Origin of the sequence: Rhodococcoides kyotonense, from assembly GCF_900188125.1 — a bacterium.
Classification (GTDB): domain Bacteria; phylum Actinomycetota; class Actinomycetes; order Mycobacteriales; family Mycobacteriaceae; genus Rhodococcoides; species Rhodococcoides kyotonense.
Genome location: NZ_FZOW01000003.1, coordinates 16,521 through 39,118 on the forward strand (window position 1 = coordinate 16,521; position 22,598 = coordinate 39,118).

Consider the following 22,598-nt stretch of genomic DNA (forward strand, 5'->3'; position numbering starts at 1 on the left):
GACGACTTCCATGACTCTGATTCTCAGCCACTCGGACATAACGACACTCATCGATCGCGCAGAGATCCACGACGCCGTCGAACGAGCACACGCCGATCTTGCACTCGGAGCGGCCGACAACCCTGGGCCGATCTCGATGGCGCTTCCGAACGGGGGCAGCGCGATTCCGATGACTGCTGCCGGCAGCGGCCTCAGCTCGGTCAAACTGCTGTCCGACATGCCTGCCAATTCGGCGCGGGGGCTGCCGACCCAGCGCTCCACGATCGTCGTGAGCTCTGCGGAGACCGGCGAGTGCGAGGGGATTCTCGACGGTCGTGCGGTCACGGCGATCAGGACCGCAGCCGCCAGCGCCGTCGCAACCGCACATCTGTCCCGGACGAACAGCACGGTCCTCGGTCTCGTCGGCGCAGGCACTCTCGCGATAGAACACACGCGCGCAATCTCGCGCATTCGCGGAATCGAGAAAGTCGTCGTTTGGTCCCGATCGGCGTCGACCGTCCAGAGGTACGCGGAGGCTGTTGCCGACCTGGGAGTAACCGTCGAACATGCGGGTTCGGTGCGGGACGTGATCGAAGTGGCCGACGTTCTCTGCACACTGACTCCGTCGAAAGATCCCATCGTGCAGGGTGTTTGGTTCCACCCTGGTCTGCACATCAATGCAGTCGGCGCGCCGCCGCGTCCGGACCATCGTGAAATCGACTCCACCGGAATGAAACTGGCGACGGTATTCGTGGATGCGACGTCGACGACCCTCGCCAAATCCGGCGATGCCATACTCGCTGTTGCCGATGGCGTGATCTCGGAATCGGATCTGGCCGTCGAACTCGGCCACGTCATCGTCGGATCCAAGCCGGGTCGGACGTCCGAAGACGAGGTGACCCTGTTCGATTCCGTCGGAATCGGCCTACAGGACTTGGTCTCCGCGCGCACACTGATCAGACGAGCACGACTATCGGGAGTGGGCACCGAAGTGGACCTGACAGCATGAGCGACACACACCTGCGCCGGGCGATCGCGTTGGCAGTCGAAGCGGGCGAGCGTGGCAACCGGCCTTTCGGAGCGGTCCTGGTCGGTGCCGACGGAACGGTGCTCGCCGAAGGACGAAACGAGGTCGCATCAGCCGGCGATGTGACTGCACACGCAGAATTGGTGGCCATCCGAGCGGCCTCCACCGCCGAGGGCGCAACCATGTACGCCAGCGGCGAGCCCTGTCCGATGTGCAGTGCCGCGATGGTGTGGGCAGGGATCGCTCGCATCGTGTTCGGGGCGTCGGAACCGGAGTTCTCGAAGCTCCTCGAGGGCGGCCCTAGGTTCTCGCTGCGCTGTGCGGACGTCGTCGCCGCGGCCGATGTCTCCATCACGGTCGAGGGTCCGGTCGACGAGAGCGAGGCTCTGGTGCCGTTCCGACCCGTGCGTGCAAAGTAACAGCCGGATACAACTACGCACGCACGGGCGCCGCAGGCGCACTGTTACCGTCGAGAGATCTCGTGACGAGGGAGAGCTTCTGTGGAACTGGTACGTGCGCAGATCGCTCAATCATGGCAACGCGCCCGACTGAGTGGTCTCGATCCGACGGGCACGCTGGAGGACTTCAGCGTGTCCGAGGTCGATCGCCGATCCCGACTGCTCTCCGCCGCCGACCCGATTCTCGACCGCATGGAAAGCGTCCTGACGGGCAACGGCTACTGCGTCATCCTCGCCGATCGCGACGCCAAACTCGTCGACATGCGGTTCGGCAACAAGGCAGCCCGCGAGCTGGTGACGGGGACGGGCGCGGTGGTCGGCCGACCGTTCACCGAGACGACGTCGGGAACCAATTCGATTGCGACGGTCTACGAGCTTCGCGCCCCCATCGCCGTACGCGGCGACGAGCACTACATGGAGTCGATGAAGCAGTTCAGCTGCTACGGATATCCGATTCTCCACCCGATCACCCGACGCATCGAAGGTGTCCTCGACATCACTTTCCTTGCAGCTCAAGATAACCCACTGCTCGAACCGATGCTCGTGCATGCGGTCTCGGACATCCAGGGCCGCCTACTCGAGGAAACTCGGTGGAGCGAGCAACTCCTGTTCGGCGCATTTCAACGCGCCTCTGCACGCAGACGCGGCGCACCCGCAATAGCGATCGCCGACGAGATCCTGCTCGAGAACACCAGCGCGGGCAAACTGCTCGACGCCGTCGACCATGCGGCCCTCCGCGCGCTGGCCGACGACCCGGTGCACCGCCAAGGCGTCGTACGGTCGATGACGCTCAGTTCCGGGCTGCAGGCGACGGTCCGGTGGGATCGGCCGGCGTCGGGAGCGGGAATCGTCATCGAGATCGATCCGCAGGAGAAGCCGCCGAGGGCTTCCGTCACGTCGACCCGGGCACGAGCAACCGTCTGCGTATCCGGCGAACCAGGCACAGGCCGAACTCGAACACTGTCCGATATTGCCGGCGCAGCAACATTTTTCGATTCCTGCGATCTCATGGATTCGGATCCTGCCGAGTGGCTCGCACGCGTCGGCGACGCTCTTGCCGATGCAGACGCTTCGGTCGTCGTCGAGAATGTTCATCTTCTGCCTGCCGCCGTCGCACGTAGTCTCTACACGAAGCTGACGTCAGCCGATGCGTGGTTCGCACTGTCCACGACGCCCGACGCGACGGGTGAGCATCGCAGGTTGCTGACGGCATGCGCGTCGACGATCGATCTGTTGCCGTTGCGCTCTCGCAAGCACGAGATCCCCGATCTCGTGCGAGGCTTCCTGCCTGGTAACCGAAGGTTCACCCCGACCGCGATGGCCAAACTGATCAACTACGACTGGCCCGGCAACCTCGGCGAACTCCGGGCCGAGATCACCGAGGTCGCGGCGAAGCGGTCGGTCGGAGACATCACCGACCGGGATCTGATCCGCCCGAGGTCCGTGGACTCGTCGCTCAACGTTCTCGACGCGGCAACCAAGACGGCGATCGTCGCCGAACTCGCGCGCAACGGGGGCAACAAGCGCAGTACCGCCGACGCGTTGCACATGAGCCGCACGACGCTCTACAAGCGCATGAAGGAACTCGGCATCCACTGAAATCGTCCAGAATCTGAACACTCCGGCTTAGTGATGCAGGTCACTATGTATGCATGGATACGGATACAGCAATACATGCGGAGTCGCTGTTCATCGGCGGTGAGTGGGTCCCACCGAGTTCGTCGGCACGGATCGACGTGCGGTCGGCCAGTACCGAGCAGGTCATCGGTTCGGTACCCGAGGCGCAGGAGGCGGACGTCGACGCAGCGGTCACCGCGGCCCGTCGCGCATTCGCCGATCCCGACGGCTGGAGCCAGTGGGAACCGTCGCGCCGCGCCGACGCACTCGACCGCCTTGCCGACGAGCTGGAAGCCCGCGGAGACGAGATCGCCACGATCGTCTCCGCTCAGAACGGCATGCCGATCTCGATCGCGCTGCAGCTCGAAGCCGGCTTCCCCGTCGCCGTGGTGCGGTACTACGCCGCCCTCGCGCGCACGGCGACGTTCGAGGAATCGCATCCGCACCTGATCGGCGGAACAACGACGGTACGACGCGAACCGATCGGCGTCGTCGGCGCCATCGCTCCGTGGAATTTCCCGCAGACCCTCGCGGCGTTCAAGCACGCACCAGCCCTCGCTGCCGGATGCACGATCGTCATCAAGCCCTCCCCCGAGACCGTGCTCGACTCCATCCCGTTCGTGGAAGCCGTTATGGCAGCGGGAATTCCGGCAGGCGTGATCAACATCGTACCCGGCGGACGCGAGATCGGCGCGTATCTCGTTTCGCACCCGGGCGTCGACAAGGTCGCGTTCACCGGGTCCACCGCAGCGGGCCGATCCATCGCCGAAACCTGTGGGCGCCTGCTGCGTCCGGTGACGTTGGAGCTCGGCGGCAAGTCCGCAGCCATCGTGCTCGACGACGCCGATCTGGACCTGTCGAAGATCGGCGAAGATCTGTTCGGCGCAACGTTCTTGAACAACGGGCAGACGTGCTTCCTCGGCACCCGAGTACTCGCGCCGCGCAGCCGATACGACGAGGTGGTCGGTGTGTTCGAGGCGTTCGCGAATTCGCTGTCCGTCGGTGACGCGCTCGATCCCGCGACGCAGATCGGCCCCATGGCCAGTGAGCGCCAACGAGATCGAGTCGAGGGCTACATCGCCAAGGGCAGTGGCGACGGCGCCCGGCTCGTCGCAGGCGGTGGCAGGCCCGCCGATCTCGATCGCGGATGGTTCGTGCAGCCGACCGTGTTCGCCGACGTCGACAACAATCAGGCCATCGCGCAGGAGGAGATTTTCGGCCCGGTCCTGTCGGTCATCCCGTACGGCGACGAAGCCGAGGCCGTACGCATCGCCAACGACACCGACTTCGGGCTCGGCGGCACCGTCTGGACCTCGGACGAGGAACGCGGATACGGCGTCGCGAAGCAGATTCGCACCGGAACCATCGGTATCAACCGTTACATGGTCGATCCCGGCTCACCGTTCGGCGGCGTGAAGGACAGCGGAATCGGCCGCGAGCTCGGTCCCGACGCCCTGCGCAACTTCCAATCAGTCAAGTCCATCTACCGGTAGAGGAGCGTTTCACATGAAGACCAAAGCCGCAGTACTGTTCGAGCCCCACAAGCCCTTCGAGATCCTCGAGCTCGAACTCGACGGACCGGGGCCCGGCGAAGTCCTCATCAAGTACACAGCCGCCGGGCTGTGTCATTCCGACCTGCATCTGCTCGACGGCGATCTGCCACCGCGCTTTCCGATCGTCGGCGGCCACGAAGGCTCGGGCATCATCGAGGAAATCGGACCCGGCGTCACCAAGGTCAAGCCGGGCGATCACGTCGTGTGCTCGTTCATCCCCAACTGCGGTACGTGTCGATACTGTTCGACGGGCCGACAGAACCTGTGCGACATGGGCGCAACGATTCTCGAAGGCTGCATGCCCGACGGCACCTTCCGTCGTCGCGACAGCAAGGGAACCGAATTCGGCGCGATGTGCATGCTGGGAACTTTCGCCGAGCGTGCGACAATCTCGCAGCACTCCGTAGTGAAGGTCGACGACTGGTTGCCCTTGGAGACAGCGGTTCTCGTCGGCTGCGGTGTGCCGTCGGGCTGGGGCACGGCCGTCTACGCGGGCGGTGTGCGCGCCGGTGACTCGGTGATCATCTACGGCATCGGCGGTCTCGGCATCAATGCCGTCCAAGGCGCGGTGCATGCCGGTGCCAAGCATGTACTCGTCGTCGACCCGCTGGAGTTCAAGCGCAACCAGGCGCTGAAATTCGGTGCGACGCATGCCTTTGCGGATGCCGCGTCGGCGCAGGAGAAGCTCACCGAACTGACATGGGGACAGGGCGCGGATCAGGCGCTGATTCTCGTCGGCACCGTCGACGAAGAAGTCGTACAGGCGGCGACGGCCGCAATCGGCAAGGGCGGAACCGTCGTCATCACCGGTCTCGCAGACCCGGCCGCGCTGACCGTGCACGTCTCCGGCACCGATCTGACACTGAACCAGAAGACGATCAAGGGCACGCTGTTCGGTTCCGCGAACCCGCAGTACGACATCGTGCGACTACTGCGCCTATGGGATGCAGGGCAGCTGAAGCTCGACGAGCTGATCACCAACACCTACACATTGGATCAGGTCAACGAGGGGTACCAGGACCTGCGCGACGGGAAAAATATGCGTGGGGTGATTCACCTCTGAAACGGCCTCGTGAGTGAAAATGTATAGCCCCCTATACATTTTCACTCACGAGCCGAGGGCTTCGAGCTGCGGACGAATCCGGTCGAGCGAGTATTCGATCGACGCCTTGGACGGCAGATTGAATCCAACGACGGTGGCGTAGTCCTGCACCGCCAGTCCCCCACCTGCCACGGCCGGCAGCGAGTTGAATCCGGGAAGCGCCTCGAGGTCGGCCGCGGTACCGCCATTGGGAAGCATGACGACTAGGTCGGCCGTCAGGTCGCTGATGCGCTCAGGACTGAAAGTGATCCGGCCGCCCATGACGTCGGGAGAGGCCGCGAGGTCGGCCGGGACGCTCATTCCGATGCTGCCGAAGACCTGCGCGGCACCGTCATCGGGATTGACGACGGCGACGGCTTGCTGCGTGGCGACAATGTATTGGGCTAGAACAGCAGTTTTGCCGTCGAGGCCCGGATACTCGGCGACTATCCCGTCGGTGAAGGCCTCACCCTCGGCGATGATCGCAGCGGCGTCGTCCTGACGGTCCAGGATGTTGCCGAGCGTTTCGATCTGCCACTGCCAGCTGTCGACGGTTGCGGCCTCGGGGAAGACCGTCGGCGCAATGTCGTTCAGCCCCTTCAGCGGATCCGCGGACGCCACCCCGGAGACCAGGATCAGATCGGGGTTCAGCGCGGCGATCTCCTCGACCGGCGGCGTGGCGTTCATCGAATCGACCGACGTCGAATCGAGCATCTGCGAGTCCTCGGCAAGCCCCGACTGCCATGGGAACAACTTGCGGTCGTCACCCTGCGCACCTGCCGCGATGTAACCGACGGGTGTGACGTCGAATTCCGCCAACGCGTCGACCCACTGCTGCCCGAGCGCGACGATGCGCTCCGGGGTGCCCTCGATGGTCGTCGAGCCGGCGACATGCTCGATGGTGACGGTCCGCGTATCGGCCGACGCCTCCTCCTCGCCCTCGCTGCTGCAGGCGACGAGACCGGCGACGACCAGGGCGGCAACGACGATTCGTTTCATGCCGAGGAAGTTAGCACAGCCTAGCCTTTGAGATACTTCCTTAGTTCCATTTTCGCGATGGCGCGCTTGTGCACCTCGTCGGGGCCATCCGCCAAGCGCAGCGTCCGCACATGGGCATACATCATCGCCAGCGGGAAGTCGTTGGACACGCCACCACCACCGTGAACCTGAATGGCCCTGTCGATGATCTTCAGCGCCATCTCCGGAGCCGCGACCTTGATCGCCGCGATCTCGGTCCGCGCCTCCTTGTTGCCGACGGTGTCCATCAGGTGCGCGGCTTTCAGCGTCAGCAACCGCGTCATCTCGATGTCGATGCGCGCTTCGGCGATCCAGTCCTGGATGTTCGCCCGCGCCGCGACGGGTTTGCCGAACGTGATGCGCGACGACGCCCTGCGGCACAGTGCTTCCAGCGCGCGCTCGGCGACGCCGATGGTCCGCATCGCATGGTGGATGCGTCCAGGCCCGAGGCGTGCCTGGCTGATCGCGAATCCCTCACCCGGACCTTTCAATACGTCCTTCGTCGGCACCCGCACGTCCTCGAACAGGATCTCGGCATGCCCTTCGCGGTCGATGTACCCGAAGACAGGGAGATTGCGGACGACGGTCACGCCCGGCGCATCGATGGGTACGACGAGCATCGACTGCTGCCGGTGCGTCGCGGCGTCGGGATCGGTCTTGCCCATGACGATCAGGACCCGACAGTTCTTGTGCATCGCGTTGGACGCGAACCACTTTCGGCCGTTCAACACATAGTCGTCACCGTCGAGAACCATGCTCATCTCGATGTTGGTGGCGTCGGAGCTCGCGACGTCGGGTTCGGTCATCGCGAACGCCGAGCGAATTGTGCCGTCCAGCAACGGCTTCAGATACTTTTCCTTGTGCTCGTCGGTGCCGAACAGCGTGAAGACTTCCATGTTGCCGGTGTCGGGAGCGTTGCAGTTACATGCTTCCGGAGCCAGCAGGCTGCGGCCCATGATCTCGGCGAGCGGCGCGTACTCGAGGTTGGTCAGGCCAGGACCCCACTCGGGATGTGGATGGAAAAGATTCCACAGGCCCCGGCGTCGTGCCTCGGTCTTGAGGTCTTCGAGTACTTGCGGTTGCGCATGCGGATCACCCGCGTCACGCATCTGTTCGTCGTAGATCGCCTCGGCGGGATAGATGTGCGAGTCCATGAATTCGAGCAGGTCGGACTCGTATTTCTGTGCGCGATCGGTTCTTTCGAAGAACGACACGTGAGATCCCCTCAGTTGGTCTGGCCCAGCAATGTGTTCTGGTAGCGGCGCATTCCGCGCAGCCAGCGGTCGTAGTCGGCGCCCTTGTTTCGATACATGTCGAGCACGGTGGCATGCGGAAGTATCAAGAACTGTTCGGCGTCCATCGCTGCGAGGACGATCTCGGCGACGTCGGACGCCTCGAGCACCTCGCCCGCGGACAACACCGCCTTGGTCGCAGCGATCCCCAAAGCGTCACCCGAATCCTGGCCTTCGTACAGCAGTTTCGTGTTGACGCCCATCGGGCACAGGCAGCTGACTCGGATTCCGCGGTCTCCGTACGTCACGTTGAGCCATTCGGCGAATCCCACGGCAGCATGTTTGGTGGTCGAGTATGTGGCAGAACCGATTTGGGTCAGAAGTCCTGCCGCGGACGCGGTGCTGACGAAGTAGCCCTCGCCGCGCTCGAGCCACTTCGGGACGAGCAGCTGAGCCGCTCTGATGTGTGCACGAACGTTGACATCGAAGGACAGATCCCAGTCGGTTTCGGTGGCGTCGAGCCCGGGTGCGCCGCTGATGCCCGCATTCGCGAAATACAGGTCGACGGGCCCGAAGGTGTCCTCTGCCAACGCGACGAGAGCTGTGATGTCCTCGGTCTTGGACGCATCGCCGCCGAGCGAGACCGCGGCACCGGGGCTGGTCCGGTCGATTCTCGCGACGACCTCGGAGGCCGTCGTCGGATTCAGATCGGATACGACGACACGCGCCCCTTCCGCGGCCAGCCGTTCGGCGAGGGCTCCCCCGATTCCGCCGCCTCCACCGGTGACGACAGCAACCTTGCCTGTAACCTTCATCACCCAGGTATATCACCCTGGTCCCATGCCCGAGGAATAGCAGGCACCGGTCGCCGGTTCGCACATGAGGTGACCGAAACCGCCGTAACCACGTCAGATCTTTTCTCGCCGCTCGAGGTCAAATCCTTGAAGCTGCGCAACCGATTCGCGATGGCGCCGATGACACGCGCGTTCTCACCTGGCGGTATTCCCGGTGAGAACGTGGCCGAGTACTACCGCAAGCGCGCCGCCGGTGGCACGAGCCTGATCATCACCGAGGGCACGCTCATCCCCGACCCGGCAGCAGGCCCGGACACCCGCGTCCCCCACATCTACGGCACCGACAGTCTCGACGGCTGGAAGAGCGTCGTCGACGCGGTGCACAGCGAGGGCAGCGCGATCATTCCGCAGCTGTGGCACCTGGGCGTGCAGCGTGGCTCCGCGCCGCGCCTGAATCCCGACGCGGAAACCGTCAGCCCCTCGGGTCTCGCGCTCGACGGCACTGCCGTCGGACAGGCACTTCTTCCCGGCGATCTCGAGAAGCTTCTCCAGTACTGGGTCGATGCGGCCGTCAACGCTCAGCGTGTCGGTTTCGACGGCGTCGAACTCCACGGTGCACACGGATATCTTCTCGACGAATTCTTCTGGGAGACAACCAATGTTCGCGCCGATATCTATGGCGGTTCATTGGAAGCTCGCACACGCTTCCCCGCGGAGGTCGTCGCGGCCATCCGCGCTGCCGTCGGCGAGGATTTCGCGATCGTCTACCGCTACTCGCAGTGGAAGGCCGATCACTACGACGCCCGGATCGCGCAGACCCCGCAGGAACTCGAACGCGTCCTCGCACCGCTCGTGAACGCAGGAGTCGACGTGCTGCACCCGTCGACCCGGCGGCACTGGGAGCCGGCGTTCCCCGAGCTCGCCGGCGTGGAAGGTGAACGCGGACTTGCGGGTTGGACCAAGACGATCACCGGGCTGCCGACGATCACCGTCGGATCGGTCGGCCTGGACAAGGTGTTCGACGGCGCATGGGGCGACGACGCCGCGTCGGCGACCACAGGTCTGGAGCCTCTGCTGAAGCAGTTCGAGCGTGAGGAATTCGACGTCGTGGCCGTCGGGCGTGCGCTCCTCGCCGATCCCGAGTGGGTGAACAAGGTCGAGGCGGGCCGCCTCGACGAGCGGGTCGCGTTCTCGCGGGATCACATCACGTCGTTGAACTAATCCCTTCGTGAGTGAAAATGTATAGCCCTCTATACATTTTCACTCACGAGGCGCGTCAGCGCCCTCACCGCGGCGCTCGGATTCGGCGACCACACGAGCGCGAGAACCGCGTCCACTGCGACGTCCGAGATGGGCACCGCCTCGAGACGATCCGAGAAATCTGCGCTCATCGACCGGCTCAGCACCCCGACCCCCATGCCCCGCGCGGCGAGGTCCGCGACCGCCGCCGGGGCGCTGGCAGCAAGCGCTATGTGCGCGTCCACCCCAGCCCGAGAACAGGTTTCGTCGAACACCGCCCTGATCCCCGTGCCCACCGGCAGACACACGACGGGGTGCTCGCATACCTCCGCCACCGTCACTTCACGCCGCGATGCAAGTGGATGGCCAGGTGGCACACATACCGCCAACCCCTCCCGGATCAGCACGAACGATTCGAGCTCCGCGGGCGGATCGGACGCGGTACCCACCAGTGCGACGTCCAGCGTTCCGGCAAGCACTCGCTGGATCAGCACATCCGAATTACCCTCGGCCAGAGACACTTCCACGCCTGGATGCGCATGATGGAAGGCGGCCAACGCGTCGAACAGCGGGGTGACGGTGCACGCGGTGACCATGCCGACATCGAGTCGTCCGCGTACCAAGAGGTTGACCTCGTCGACGCTACGTTGCACCGACTCCGCCGACGCAAGAGCTGCCCGTGCATGCTCGAGCGCAGCCTTTCCGGCGACCGTCAGGCTCGCCACTCGCGAGCTGCGGTCGATCAAGGATGCACCGACCTCCCGCTCGAGCGCCCGGATCTGCGCACTGATCCCCGACTGACTGATCCTGACCCGTTCCGCCGCGCGCGTGAAGTTCGCTTCCTCGGCGACCGCGACGAAGTACTCCAATTGCCGAAGTTCCATAACCAGGGATTCTAGTTTCCATCGGAACAATGCGTTGGACTTCTGAATACCAGCCCAGCACAGTGGAGACATGACGAAGAAAGCAATGACCCCGGAAGACATCACGCGACTGTTCGTCGAACGTTCCAACGCAGGAGATGCCGACGGCGTCGCCGCTCTGTACGCCGAGAACGCCGTCATGGCGTATCCCGCAGGTCGGACGACCGTCGGGCGGGCCGCGATCCGCGAGCTGTGGGCGTCGGTTCTGGCCCACGGCCCGCACTTCGAACTGGAAGAAGGCTTGCCGACGCTCGTCAACGGCGACATCGCGCTGACGTCGACGGCTCCCAAGGACGGTGCAGGCGCCCGCGCCCAGGTGGTCCAGCGTCAGCCGGACGGTTCGTGGCTGCGCATCATCGACCAGCCGGAGTTCACGTCGACGTCCTGACCTCCCGCCGAGATCGAGGTTGTGTACGGAAATTCCGCGAAAACGCGACACAACCTCGATCTCGGCGATATGGGAGGCTCATAAAGCGCTGCTCTACGACCTCTGACAGTATTCCTCTCCGTGATACCGCAGCGGCTGACCAGGACCATCGACGCAGTCGCCCGACGGCTCGGCCGCAGCAGCGCCGCACTGAACGAACAGGTGCAGCAGTTCGAGTCGTCGCACCCGTGGTTCCTCAGCGCCGACGAGCGCGGCAACCCCGACACCCGCATCGCGGCCTGGACCGTCGGCAACCGCGTCACGACGCTCGTACACGGCAAGCCGTACTTCGCCGCCCTCGCCGACGCATTGGCGAGGGCAGGCGACGGTGACCTGGTGGCATTCACCGACTGGCGCGGCGACCCGGAGCAGCAACTCACCGACGACGTGACCGTCGAGGACGCGCTGGCCGACGTCGCCCAGCGCGGTGGCGTCGTCAAGGGCATGGTGTGGCGCTCGCACATCGAGACGCTCGGTTTCACCGGCCCGAAGAACCGCAAGCTCGCTCTCCGACTCGAAGAGGCGGGCGGCGAGGTGATCCTCGATCAGCGGGTGCTCGCGCTCGGCAGTCACCACCAGAAGTTCGTCGTCATTCGATATCAGGACGCTGATTGCACCGACCTCGCGTTCGTCGGTGGCATCGATCTCGCCCGTGCGCGACGCGACGACGCCGATCATTTCGGCGACCCGGTCAGCAGGCCGTTCCCGCCCGAGTACGGCGAGATCCCGGCGTGGCACGACATGCAGGTCCAGATCGAGGGCCCCGCCGTTCGGGACGTCGAAGACGTCTTTCGCGAGCGCTGGGAGGATCCGGCCGCGTTGTCCCGGTTGCCGTGGCACGCGATTCCCGACACCCTCCGCGGCGCGACGCGTGAGCCGTCGGAACTTCCAGAACAGCGTCCTGCGCCGGACTCTCAGGGCTCGTGCTCGATCCAGCTGTTGCGCACGTATCCGCGTCGACGACCGGCCTACCCCTTCGCGACGCGAGGCGAACGCAGCACTGCACGGGCCTATGCCAAGGCGCTGCGACGTGCGCGGCAACTGATCTACGTCGAGGACCAGTACCTGTGGTCGGTCGACGTCGCCACGGTGTTCGCGGCTGCGCTGCGACGTTCGCCCGAACTGCGGTTGATCATCGTCGTACCGAAACATCTCGACGACGACAGTGCCATCACCATTCCTTCTGCGCTGCTGGGCCATTCGGCTGCACTCGACGTCATTCGCGAGGCCGGCGCCGACCGTGTTCTCGTCCTCGATCTCGAAAACGACCGTGGCATACCGGTATACGTGCATTCGAAGGTGTGCATCGTCGACGACGTGTGGGCGGCAGTGGGTTCCGACAACTTCAATCGTCGCTCCTGGACACACGACTCGGAATTGACCGCTGCGATCGTCGACGAGGAGAAGGACCGACGCGAGCCTCGAGATCCCGCAGGACTCGGTGACGGTGCACGCGTCTACGCCCGTGAGTTACGTCTGGAACTGATGCGCGAACACCTCGGACGTGACGACGGGGACGACGACGACCTGATCGATCCGTCGTCGTGCTTCGAGACCGTCGCCGCGCACGCGGACCGCCTGGACGAGTGGCACAAGGCGCCGTCGAACAGTCCTCGTCCTGCCGGGCGGCTCAGGCGTCACGACATCGACGTACCGCCCGTGTGGCAGCAGCGGCTCGCGTCGGTGGCGTACCGGCTGTTCGTCGACCCCGACGGCCGCCCCATCGGGATGCGGTTCCGCAAGAAGTTCTAGTGTGGCTTCGCCACCTGTGCGTGCATAGTTGGTCCAGGCACAAACTATGCACGCACGGGTGGCAACGCCGCCACAACCCTGTCTGCCAGCGGTTTCGTCGACGACGGGTTCTGCCCGGTGTAGAGGTTCCGGTCCACGATGATGTGGGGCTGCCATGCCTCACCACCCGAGAAGCGTGCCCCCGACTCTCGCAACTTGCTCTCGAGCAGCCACGGCGCCTTGTCGGCCAAGCCTGCCTGGGTTTCTTCTTCGTCGGTGAAGCTGGTGAGCTCGTACCCGTCGAACGCCCAGGTGCCGTCCGCGCGCGTCGCAGGCAACAGCGCTGCCGGTGCGTGACAGACCGCCGAGACCACCTTGCCCGCGTCGAGCAGGTCCTTCACGAGCGCCCCGAACTCCGCCGACACAGCTAGATCTTCCATCGGCCCGTGCCCGCCGGGGACGAAGACTGCGTCGTAGTCTGCAGCGTGCTGATCTTCGAGCACCGCAGGCTTCTTCAGGACCGAATCGATCGTCTCGAGGTACTTCTTCAGATCCTCCACCTTGGCTTCGTCACCGCCGTTGGCGTCGACAGCAAGAGACCCCTCGTCGACGACGGAAGGCTTCCCACCGGGCGACGCGACCGTCACGTCCCAGCCCGCATCGACGAACGTGCGGTGCGACGCGACCAGTTCCTCGGCCCAGAAGCCCGTCGGATGCTTCGTTCCGTCCTTCAAGGTCCACTTGTCGGCGGCTGTGACTGCGAAAAGCAACTTTGTCATGAACGGTTGCATGCCCGAAGACGTCGGGGATCAATCTTCTCTTTCCCACGCCTGCGTGAGACCCCGGCCCACGGGGGCGTCACTTGCCGGATGAACTCAGGTACGTCATGACTCGCGTCGTCAGGTAACCGCTGTTGTATGCGCCGAGTGCGTTGAACTGTTCGATGGGAGTTCCCGCCCGGCGCACACTCGCGCTCTCGAACTGCCCGACCGTGATGACCGGTTGCGTACCGCCAGCCTGCAGTTCCGCGATGTCCGACGACAGTTGCGCTCGTGCAAGATCGAAGGCGTTGGACAGTGCGTTCTCGTACAGGAATCCGGTGACGGCGAGGTTCTCGTCGGTGATTGCGTTGTTGTAGTACTTCTCGACCAATTGCTGGTTCCGCACGTAATTGCTGACGCCGTATCCGAGGGTCGCGTAGAACCCGCTCGGTGTCCCTTCGCCGAGGTATTTCTCGATGGCAGGCTGCGCATTCTTCTGGTGAACGGCCGCTGCGACGTCGATGTCCATGTACGACAGGCGGCTGATGACGGAATCGATGGACCGGCCACCACGCTCGGCCACCTGCGCAGGAAAGCCCGTCCTGAACGCTGCGAGATTCGCGTCGGCGCCGCGTCGGAAGAAGTCACCGACCTGCTGCAGATCGACCGCGGAATCGATAGTGGCACCGGGGTTGTCGCGCCCGACCTCCCACACCACCTTGGTTCCCGCCAACTGCGATTTCGCCGCTTCGAGATAGATCAGAGGAACGGAGAGTGCGCTGACGAACTCTTCGAGCTCGATTCGCTGATCCATCCGGTCCTGCATGGCCTCGAGTTCGTTGACCGCGAAATCCAGGATCGTCAGCGCGTCGAATGTGCCTGCGTATGCGTTGACGATCGCTTCGACGTCGGTGAGCGTCTTCGGCTCGAAGGTCGCAAGCGAATCGAGGAACGAGAAGAATGCCGCTTCGGCCGGTCCGGTGTTGGTGGCCTGAGTGACGAAGGCGGACAACCCATCCGGCCCCTGAGTCAGCAACGGCGTCACGGAATTCCCGACGGCGTAGGCCGCCTCCATCACGGCGGCGGCCTCCAGTGCCGTGACCAGAGCGCCTGCGGCGAGCCCTTGGCGTTGCAGATCACGTGCCCTCTCGGCGCTCTTCGCGGCCGAATCCGGCAGGCCGGTGCTCGTCATCGTGCGCGCGATGGCGACGTTCAGCGAATTCAGTTGGACCAGGGCCGCGTCGTACCGTCCCATGGCCGCAGTGAACTGGGCGTCGATCTTGTCGTATGCGCGGTTGTCCAGCCGAGTGTCGGCATTCAGCCGTGGCTGCTCCAGGTCCGAGCCGGTGAGCAGACCGTATGCCTCGAAGATGTCACCGACTTCCACGACGTTCACGCCTGCTCGCTCACCGACTCGCACGACGTCGACGCTGTCCCCGTTGCGGTCCACACTGTTTCGCTGCCCGAGCGGAATCAGAACGGTGTCGAAGCCGTCGGCGCCCGCGGCCGCCACTTTCTCCGGAATGCCGCCGACCGGCCCGATCGTGCCCGTCGCGTTGATGGTTCCGGTCATCGTCGCCGTCGACGAGATCTGCTCACCACGCTGCAGCGCGACGAGTGCGACGGTCTTCAAGGCTCCGGCGCTCGGCCCGTCGATCGACCCGGTGATCTCGAACTCGAACCGGCCGTTCAGCGGTTGCGACATGAGCAGCGTCGACACGATAGCGGCATTCCACGACGCCGCACGTGATGCGTCGCCCAGGCCCGAGACCTCGTCCTCGGAGAAGTCGACACGGAACGACGAGTCCGACGTATCCGACCTGCTGACCACTTCCTCACCGACCCCACCCTCCCCGTTCCCCCTGGTGAAGAGCGGCGAGATGGTGATCGAGCGGACGTCCGACGAGACCGCGCTCATCCCCTCGGACATCGCCGTTCCGGTCGTCGTCGACGCACATCCTGCGGTCAGCATCACTGCCGCCGCGAGTGCTACCGCCCGTTTCTTCCGCACTTCCCGACGCTGCATCGAAGCCCTCCCACCACACCGAAACGGACAAATCGGTTATCAATCTAGGAGATGGAGCGGCTCCGAGTACATGAGTAGATCCACTCGAGCTAGGGGGCGCGGGCTCAACCGAGCCGCGGGCCGGCGGTCGTGTGCCGACGCACCAGCGTCGGGGCAAGGACGACGTCGCGGACCGGTTCGCCCGCGATGCGCGCCAACGCACTGTCGACGGCCGCGTCGGCGAGGGCGACGACGTCCTGCGAGATCGATGTCAACTGAATGTGGGCGATACGCGCGAGCCTCGAATCGTCGTATCCGACAACGGAAATGTCACCTGGTACGCCGATTCCGCGTCGTACCAGATGATCCAGGACCCCGGTTGCCGAGTTGTCGTTGAACGCTACGACGGCTGTCGGCGCCTCACCGTCGGCGAGGAGTATCCGCATCCCCTCTGCTCCTTCGGTTTCCGTGACACCGCCAGCTACGACGCGAGCGCCGGATTCCAGTCCGCGCCGTCGTATTGCATCGACGAATCCTCGACGTCGATCTTCCGCACCCGCCGATCGTCCACCGTCGATATGCGCGATGCGGGTGTGGCCGAGATCCGCGAGATGCTCGACCGCCGAGGCGATTCCGGCCACGTCGTCGCTGCGCACCGATCCGATGCCGTCCACCCCGCTCGCTCGCAGCAACGTGACGGCAGGGACTCGCGCGTCGATTCCTGCGAGTTCCGTTGCATCCACACCGGATCCGAGCAGAAGGGCTGCTTCGCACCGCTCACGTACCAGCGCTTGAACGGCACTGCCTTCGTCCCGCGTCGGCGCCACGGCACTGAGCATGACGTCGTACCCGTGCCGACCGGCGGCCGCATAGACATGTTCGACGAGGTCGCCGTGGAACGGCTGCTGCAGATCGAACGTGACGCCGAGGAGGCGCGAGCTCGTCTGCCGCAGCTTCTGCGCACGGCGGTCGGGAACGTACCCGATGTCGTCGGCGATGGATGTGATTCGTTTTCTCGTCTCGTCGCTCGCGCCGGGGACACCCCGCATGACGATGGACACCAGCGCCGGCGAGACGCCCGCGATACGTGCGACGTCGGCCATCGTGGGTCGGGCACCGTCGATCTCCTCGGTCACCGTGTTCCTTCCTTCTCGATCCGAGAAAACGGTAGTTGACCAAACCGCCTCGCACCTCTACCGTCTTCGAACTAGAACGTACTAGTTCATCCCGAGCAGCGCATTCCCTCCTGGAGAAAACATGTCATCCTCAGCCGCAACCGTGCGTGTGGCCCTGATCGGCGCAGGTCGCATCGGCAAGAACCATGCCGAGATCGTTGCCCGACGCGTCCCCGGTGCCGCACTCGTCGCCGTCGTCGATCCCGTCCCCGGCGCGGCGCAGGCCCTGGCCGACAGCCTCGACGCACCCACGGCGTACACCGACGTCGCCGACGCTCTTGCCGACCCCGACATCGACGCCGTCGTCATCTCGGCGCCCGCGCGCAGTCACACCGAGCTCGTCGTAGCAGCGACCGCGGCCGGCAAACACGCCTTCGTCGAGAAGCCGATGGCCGTCACCCTGGAGGACACCGACCGTGCGATCGCGGCTGCCGACGCCGCGGGCGTCGTACTGCAGGTGGGCTTCAATCGCCGTTTCGCACCGGGATTCGCGGCAGCACGAACAGCGATCGACGACGGAAAGATCGGAACCCCACAGCTTCTGCGCTCGCTGACGCGTGACCCAGGCCCGTTCGGCGCCGACCCGTCGCGCATCCCGCAGTGGACCATCTTCTTCGAGACGCTCATTCACGACTTCGACACGCTGTTCTTCTTGAACCCGGGTGCGCGCGCGGTCCGCGTCACTGCCGTCGCCGACGCGTTGGTGCGTCCCGACGCGCGCGACAGCGGTCACCTCGACACCGCCGTCGTGACGATCCAATTCGACAACGGCGCCATCGCGACCGCCGAAGCGAATTTCAGTGCACTGTATGGCTACGACGTGCGCGGTGAGGTGTTCGGCTCGGAGGGAATGGTGACGGCAGGCGACGGCCGCAGCACCGACATGACGCTGTACGGCGCGTCGGGATTGCACGTCGACACCGCACGAAGCGACACCGATCTGCTGCGCTCGGCGTACATCGGCGAGTTCACCGCGTTCGTCGACGCCGTTCGCTTCGGTACCCCGTCGCTCGTCACGGGCCAGGATGCGCGACGCGCCCTCGAGATCGCCCTCGCCTGCATCCGCAGCGTCGAGACCGGTGCTGCCGTCACGCTGGAGGCCTGACATGATCCTCGCTGCCAGCGCCGAAATGCTGTACCTCGACCTGCCGTTTCTCGATCGCGTCGAGCGCATCGCCGATCGCGGACTGCAGGTCGAGATCTGGAACTGGGCCACCAAGGATGTCGACGCCCTCGCCGCCAGTGGTGCGACGTTCTCGTCGATGACCGGCTACCTCGACGGCAACCTCACCGAGCCCGACGGCATCGACCGGCTGATCGACACTGCGCGCGAATCTCTCGCCGTCGCAGCCACTTTGGACTGCCCTCGACTCAACCTGCACGGAACCGGGCTCGACGGCAACGGATTACCGGTACGCCCGGTCGATGTCGTCACTCCGTCTATGTGGCTGACGGCAGTCGACACGCTGAAAAGGATTGCCGCACTGGGCCAGGAGGCCGGACGTGTCTTCACACTGGAGAACCTCAACCTGGCCGTCGACCATCCGCGGACACCGTTCGCCAAGGCTGCCGACACACTGGCGCTCGTGCGCGCAGTCGACAGCCCTCACCTGAAGATGAACCTCGATCTGTACCACGCGCAGATCGGCGAAGGAAACCTGATCGCGCTCATCGAGGAGTCGCTACCGCACATCGGTGAAATCCAGGTCGCCGACGTCCCCGGCCGCTGTGAACCAGGAACAGGCGAGATCAACTACCCGGCGATCGCCGCTGCTCTACGACGCGTCGGCTACGACGGCGTGATCGGGCTGGAGGGCTGGGCGTCGAGTGATCCCGACGCGGCGCTCGACGCGTTCGAGGCAGCGTTCGCCTGATTCGAACATATGCACTAACAGGTTGTGGATAGATCTGTGGAAATCTCGAGGACCATGGATCGATACCTGTGGATGGGCTGGGGATGAAACCCAGCCCATCCTCTGTTTCCCCAGCTCGGTGGCTGTGCACAGGAATTACAAGCCTGTGAGTACTTGTCTCGACACGCATGTGGACAAACCCTCGAGTGGGACCATGACATCGCCGCTGCCGTCGCGTTCCTGGCCGGACCGCGCGGGCGCTGGATCAACGGTCAGATCATTCGCGCCAACTGCGGACTCGTCTGACGAGTCACTCGGAGGCGCGCCACGTCACCGCCTCGTCGGGGAGCCGTCGCTCCCCGCGCACGATCGCGATCGCGTCGTCCAGATCGAGGACGATCTCCGCGTCGGGAGAGTCGATTTCGTTGTCGTGATGCTCGACGCCGTCGCCCACGACGACATGGAACGTCGGCTCACTACCGATGCGCACGTTGGCCGATCCCTTGCCGATTCGTTCTGCGATGGCGCCGCCGATTGGAAACGCCATCCAATGCGCTCGGACAGCGTCCTTGTCTCCGCGCTCGCCGAGCCGTGCGGAGCCCCACTCGGACAGCGCCTTCAGAGTGGGCCTCAACCCCTCGCCCTCCTCGGTCAGCACGTAGACCGACACGTTGGCCGGTGGCCCTATCTGTCGACGACCGATCACGCCGTCGGCTTCCAGATCCCGGAGCCGGGCAGCGAGCACATCGGTACTGATTCCCGGCAGGTCCGCGAACAGATCGCTGTATCGGCGCGGGCCGCCGCACAGTTCCCGTACGACGAGCAGATTCCACCGATCGCCGACGACGTCGAGTGCTCGACCGATGGCGCAGTACTGCTGATAACTCCGACGTGGCATGCTTGCCATGATAAGCCGTCACTTGGAAATTCCAAGCACGAACTTGGGTTGACCAAGTAGGTTGGGTGACTCCAGCACCGAAAGGAACTCCTCATGCAGGTCAGGCAGTCGAGCAAGCTCTCCGGCGTCTCGTACGAGATTCGTGGACCCGTGGCCGAGCACGCCGCGCGCCTCGAAGCCGAGGGGCACCACGTGGTGAAGCTGAACACGGGCAACCCCCTCGAGTTCGGTCTCGACGCGCCACAGGAGATCCTGTCGGACATCGTGCGGACACTGCCGACGTCGTCGGGATACTCGACGTCCAAAGGCCTTCTGCACGCCCGCCGCGCCGTCGTCCAGTACTACGAGACCCGTGGCGTCGAGGACGTCGATGTCGAGAACGTCTTCCTCGGAAACGGCGTCTCCGAACTGGTGATGATGTCGATGACGGCGCTACTCGAAACCGGTGATGAGGTACTGATCCCGGCGCCCGACTTCCCACTGTGGACAGCCGCGACGACGCTCAACGGCGGGCGAGCCGTTCACTACGTGTGCGACGAGCAGTCCGAGTGGTTCCCCGACGTCGACGACATCGCGTCGAAGATCACCGACCGGACCCGCGCGATCGTGCTGATCAACCCGAACAACCCCACCGGCGCCGTCTACCCGGACGAAATACTGTTGCAGATACTGGAATTGGCGCGACAGCACGAACTCGTCGTCTTCTCCGACGAGATCTACGACAAAATCCTGTACGACGGCGCGAGCCACACCAGCACCGCAGCATTGGCGTCGGACGTGCTGTGTGTGACGTTCTCCGGCCTGTCCAAGGTGTATCGAAGCGCAGGCCTGCGCGCTGGATGGATGGTGCTGACCGGCGCGTCCGTCGACGCATCGAGTTACATCGAGGGGCTCACCATGCTGGCCGGTCTACGACTATGCCCGAACGTGCCCGGGCAGCAAGCGATTTCGGTGGCCATCGGTGGTCGTCAGAGCATCTTCGAACTCACCGCGCCGGGCGGGCGTCTGTACGAACAGAGCACTCAGGCATGGAAGTCGCTCAACGACATCCCCGGAATCTCCTGCGTGAAGCCCAAGGGGGCGCTCTACGTGTTCCCCCGAATCGACCTGGATTACTACAAGATCCACGACGACGAGAAGTTCGTGCTCGACCTGCTCCTGCAGGAGAAGCTCCACATCGTCCAGGGGACGGGGTTCAACTGGCCGCGGCCCGATCACTTCCGCATCGTCACCCTCCCCCACGCCGACGACCTCGAAGCGATCATCGGGCGGATAGGGAAGTTCCTGGCGAACTACAGCCAATGAGTGGTCTCGCCGGGCTCGGATTCGCGAGCCCGGCATACGACGAAGTCCCCGTCACATGGTGACGGGGACTTCGTTTCGGAGCCGCCTAAGAGAATCGAACTCTTGACCTTTTCATTACGAGTGAAATGCTCTACCGACTGAGCTAAGGCGGCGTGCCTTTCGGCGTTCGTGAGTCTAACGGAGCACCCTGCCGAAAATAAAATCGCCTCTAGCCGCTGATCGCGAGACCCTCGACCGGACCGGCGAGCACGGACTTGAAGTACCTGGTCACGTCGTCGGCAAGCACCTCGGTTTCGTCCGATTCGACGGCGTCGACGATGGCCTTCGCCACATCCTTCGGGTCGTTCTTCGCCACATCCAGATCGGCGATCATGTCGGTGTCGGTGTACCCCAGGTGCACCCCGGTGACGAGGGTCCCCTGCGGTGCGAGCTCCAGGCGCAACGAATTCGTCGCCGACCACAGCGCCGCCTTGGACGCCCCGTACGAGCCGGCGCCGCCGACCCATGACAACACCGAATGGATGTCGACGAGCGCTCCCCCGCCGTTGCGCGCGAGCGTCGGCGCGAAGGCCTTCGCCACCCGAAGCGCACCGAAGAAGTTGGTCTCGAAGACCTCCCGGACCGCGTCGAGCGCGGACGTCGTGAACGGCCCGGACCCGGTGGTACCTGCATTGTTGACGACGATCGTGACGTCGGTGAGCGACGCTGCCAGCGCGGCAACCGAATCATCGTCGGTGACGTCGAGCTCCGCTGCGACCACGCGCGAATCTTCGGACGGCTTCTGCGTGCGTGCGGTGGCGTAGACCTTCGCGGCTCCTCGTTCGAGAAGCTCGTCGACGATCGCCTTTCCCAGCCCGCGTCGGCCACCCGTCACGAGCACGACCGCGCCATCGATTGCCACCATGGGACTCACCCTTCAGACATAACTGAATTACTTTTGACTCTGTCAGTACTACTTGCTTCGGTCGACAGAGTCAAATACCTTTGGCTTATGTCACCTACCGGACGCTTCGGCCTGAGCCCGGCCCCCGACGGGCTCGACGTCGTCCAGGATTTCCTCAACACGCGTGCGATTTCGGTCAAGGGCTTTCCCGACCTCCTGGCCGACGGCGCATCAGCCGGCAGCACGCTCGGCGTCGAACTCACCGACAGCGATGCCACGCATCTACGTCGTCTCAGATCCGTACTCGAAGATCTGATCGCGGGCAGACCACTTGCCGAGGCAACGCAGGTTCCCGCATCGATCCGCGTCGACGAGTCCGGTTCGGTGCGCTTGGCGTCCGCGGGACACGGATGGCAGGCAGTGGCGTCGTCGATCTGGGCAGAAGTATTCATCGCTCAGCACACCGATATCTGGCGACGCCTCAAGCGGTGCCGTAACGAGCTCTGCGGCTCGGCCTTCTACGACAGGTCTCGCAACAACAGTGGCGTCTGGCACGACGTCAAGACGTGCGGCAACAGCGCGAATCTACGGGCGTCGCGAGCGCGGAGGAGGCCCGAAAGGCCAACTCCCCCTGCTTGAA

22 protein-coding genes and 1 tRNA gene are annotated in these 22,598 nt (G+C 64.5%); 13 read left to right on the forward strand and 10 right to left on the reverse strand.

All coding sequences use genetic code 11. From position 1 onward, the window contains the following. Positions 1 to 10: 10 nt before the first annotated feature. The 5 genes from CHB96_RS05605 (at position 11) to CHB96_RS05625 (ending at position 5,697) form a co-directional block, all read left to right on the forward strand. On the forward strand, positions 11 to 988 hold the full coding sequence (locus tag CHB96_RS05605) for an ornithine cyclodeaminase family protein (RefSeq protein WP_089243977.1): 978 nt from the start codon (positions 11 to 13) through the stop codon (positions 986 to 988). Beyond that, positions 985 to 1,425 (forward strand): nucleoside deaminase, encoded by a 441-nt coding sequence (locus CHB96_RS05610; RefSeq protein WP_089243979.1) that lies wholly within the window; start codon positions 985 to 987, stop codon positions 1,423 to 1,425. The genes CHB96_RS05605 and CHB96_RS05610 overlap by 4 nt, the downstream gene beginning before the upstream one ends. 81 nt (positions 1,426 to 1,506) lie before the next feature. Then, positions 1,507 to 3,063, forward strand: coding sequence for a sigma-54-dependent Fis family transcriptional regulator (locus tag CHB96_RS05615; protein WP_245865288.1), 1,557 nt, complete (start codon positions 1,507 to 1,509; stop codon positions 3,061 to 3,063). 53 nt (positions 3,064 to 3,116) lie between these two features. Further along, a complete protein-coding gene (locus tag CHB96_RS05620) occupies positions 3,117 to 4,574 on the forward strand; it encodes an aldehyde dehydrogenase (protein ID WP_089243981.1) in 1,458 nt (485 codons plus the stop codon). Between the two features lie 13 nt (positions 4,575 to 4,587). Continuing rightward, complete coding sequence (locus CHB96_RS05625) at positions 4,588 to 5,697, forward strand: NDMA-dependent alcohol dehydrogenase (RefSeq protein ID WP_089243983.1); 1,110 nt, start codon at positions 4,588 to 4,590, stop codon at positions 5,695 to 5,697. A gap of 45 nt (positions 5,698 to 5,742) precedes the next feature. Here the strand turns inward: CHB96_RS05625 and CHB96_RS05630 are convergent, their stop codons facing one another. The 3 genes from CHB96_RS05630 to CHB96_RS05640 all read right to left on the reverse strand — a co-directional run bounded on the left by CHB96_RS05630 (position 5,743) and on the right by CHB96_RS05640 (position 8,779). Then, entirely contained in the window at positions 5,743 to 6,714 is a 972-nt protein-coding gene (locus CHB96_RS05630; protein WP_089243985.1) for an ABC transporter substrate-binding protein, read from the reverse strand. 20 nt (positions 6,715 to 6,734) lie between these two features. Next, positions 6,735 to 7,886, reverse strand: coding sequence for an acyl-CoA dehydrogenase family protein (locus tag CHB96_RS05635; protein ID WP_371828990.1), 1,152 nt, complete (start codon positions 7,884 to 7,886; stop codon positions 6,735 to 6,737). 71 nt (positions 7,887 to 7,957) lie between these two features. Further along, positions 7,958 to 8,779 carry an SDR family oxidoreductase gene (locus CHB96_RS05640; RefSeq protein WP_089243989.1) on the reverse strand — a complete coding sequence of 274 codons (822 nt, stop codon included), beginning with the start codon at positions 8,777 to 8,779 and terminating at the stop codon, positions 7,958 to 7,960. A gap of 69 nt (positions 8,780 to 8,848) precedes the next feature. On the opposite strand from CHB96_RS05640, the gene CHB96_RS05645 reads away from it, so the two are divergent. Next, positions 8,849 to 9,979: an NADH:flavin oxidoreductase gene (locus CHB96_RS05645; protein WP_089243991.1), complete on the forward strand. Its 1,131-nt coding sequence runs from the start codon at positions 8,849 to 8,851 to the stop codon at positions 9,977 to 9,979. A gap of 29 nt (positions 9,980 to 10,008) precedes the next feature. On the opposite strand, the gene CHB96_RS05650 is transcribed toward CHB96_RS05645, so the two are convergent. Continuing rightward, positions 10,009 to 10,881: a LysR family transcriptional regulator gene (locus CHB96_RS05650; protein WP_089243993.1), complete on the reverse strand. Its 873-nt coding sequence runs from the start codon at positions 10,879 to 10,881 to the stop codon at positions 10,009 to 10,011. 70 nt (positions 10,882 to 10,951) lie between these two features. On the opposite strand from CHB96_RS05650, the gene CHB96_RS05655 reads away from it, so the two are divergent. Both CHB96_RS05655 and CHB96_RS05660 read left to right on the forward strand, forming a co-directional pair. Further along, positions 10,952 to 11,308, forward strand: a complete 357-nt coding sequence (locus CHB96_RS05655; RefSeq protein WP_176444164.1) for a YybH family protein — start codon at positions 10,952 to 10,954, stop codon at positions 11,306 to 11,308. Between the two features lie 120 nt (positions 11,309 to 11,428). Beyond that, positions 11,429 to 13,099 carry a phospholipase D family protein gene (locus CHB96_RS05660; RefSeq protein ID WP_089243997.1) on the forward strand — a complete coding sequence of 557 codons (1,671 nt, stop codon included), beginning with the start codon at positions 11,429 to 11,431 and terminating at the stop codon, positions 13,097 to 13,099. Between the two features lie 44 nt (positions 13,100 to 13,143). Here CHB96_RS05660 and CHB96_RS05665 read toward each other — a convergent pair whose 3' ends face one another. The 3 genes from CHB96_RS05665 to CHB96_RS05675 form a co-directional block, all read right to left on the reverse strand. After that, positions 13,144 to 13,857, reverse strand: coding sequence for a type 1 glutamine amidotransferase domain-containing protein (locus CHB96_RS05665; protein WP_089244694.1), 714 nt, complete (start codon positions 13,855 to 13,857; stop codon positions 13,144 to 13,146). 79 nt (positions 13,858 to 13,936) lie between these two features. Beyond that, positions 13,937 to 15,850: a S16 family serine protease gene (locus CHB96_RS05670; RefSeq protein WP_245865289.1), complete on the reverse strand. Its 1,914-nt coding sequence runs from the start codon at positions 15,848 to 15,850 to the stop codon at positions 13,937 to 13,939. Positions 15,851 to 15,969: 119 nt separating this feature from the next. Then, complete coding sequence (locus tag CHB96_RS05675; RefSeq protein WP_089244698.1) at positions 15,970 to 16,947, reverse strand: LacI family DNA-binding transcriptional regulator; 978 nt, start codon at positions 16,945 to 16,947, stop codon at positions 15,970 to 15,972. 154 nt (positions 16,948 to 17,101) lie between these two features. Between CHB96_RS05675 and CHB96_RS05680 the strand changes: the two genes are divergently transcribed. From CHB96_RS05680 to CHB96_RS30280, 3 genes are all read left to right on the forward strand, one after another. Then, complete coding sequence (locus CHB96_RS05680; protein ID WP_089243999.1) at positions 17,102 to 18,124, forward strand: Gfo/Idh/MocA family oxidoreductase; 1,023 nt, start codon at positions 17,102 to 17,104, stop codon at positions 18,122 to 18,124. A 1-nt stretch (position 18,125) separates the two neighbouring features. Beyond that, positions 18,126 to 18,893: a TIM barrel protein gene (locus CHB96_RS05685; protein ID WP_089244001.1), complete on the forward strand. Its 768-nt coding sequence runs from the start codon at positions 18,126 to 18,128 to the stop codon at positions 18,891 to 18,893. A gap of 153 nt (positions 18,894 to 19,046) precedes the next feature. Then, a complete protein-coding gene (locus CHB96_RS30280) occupies positions 19,047 to 19,178 on the forward strand; it encodes a hypothetical protein (RefSeq protein ID WP_281254396.1) in 132 nt (43 codons plus the stop codon). A 4-nt stretch (positions 19,179 to 19,182) separates the two neighbouring features. Here CHB96_RS30280 and CHB96_RS05690 read toward each other — a convergent pair whose 3' ends face one another. Beyond that, a complete protein-coding gene (locus CHB96_RS05690) occupies positions 19,183 to 19,770 on the reverse strand; it encodes a winged helix-turn-helix transcriptional regulator (RefSeq protein WP_089244700.1) in 588 nt (195 codons plus the stop codon). Between the two features lie 93 nt (positions 19,771 to 19,863). Between CHB96_RS05690 and CHB96_RS05695 the strand changes: the two genes are divergently transcribed. After that, positions 19,864 to 21,075, forward strand: a complete 1,212-nt coding sequence (locus CHB96_RS05695) for a pyridoxal phosphate-dependent aminotransferase (RefSeq protein ID WP_089244003.1) — start codon at positions 19,864 to 19,866, stop codon at positions 21,073 to 21,075. 79 nt (positions 21,076 to 21,154) lie between these two features. Here the strand turns inward: CHB96_RS05695 and CHB96_RS05700 are convergent. Together CHB96_RS05700 and CHB96_RS05705 are read right to left on the reverse strand one after the other, a co-directional pair. After that, positions 21,155 to 21,227 (reverse strand) — tRNA-Thr (locus tag CHB96_RS05700). Positions 21,228 to 21,283: 56 nt separating this feature from the next. Continuing rightward, positions 21,284 to 21,979: an SDR family oxidoreductase gene (locus CHB96_RS05705; protein WP_089244005.1), complete on the reverse strand. Its 696-nt coding sequence runs from the start codon at positions 21,977 to 21,979 to the stop codon at positions 21,284 to 21,286. An 87-nt stretch (positions 21,980 to 22,066) separates the two neighbouring features. Between CHB96_RS05705 and CHB96_RS05710 the strand changes: the two genes are divergently transcribed. Further along, positions 22,067 to 22,597, forward strand: a complete 531-nt coding sequence (locus tag CHB96_RS05710; RefSeq protein WP_089244007.1) for a CGNR zinc finger domain-containing protein — start codon at positions 22,067 to 22,069, stop codon at positions 22,595 to 22,597. Position 22,598 lies beyond the last annotated feature (1 nt).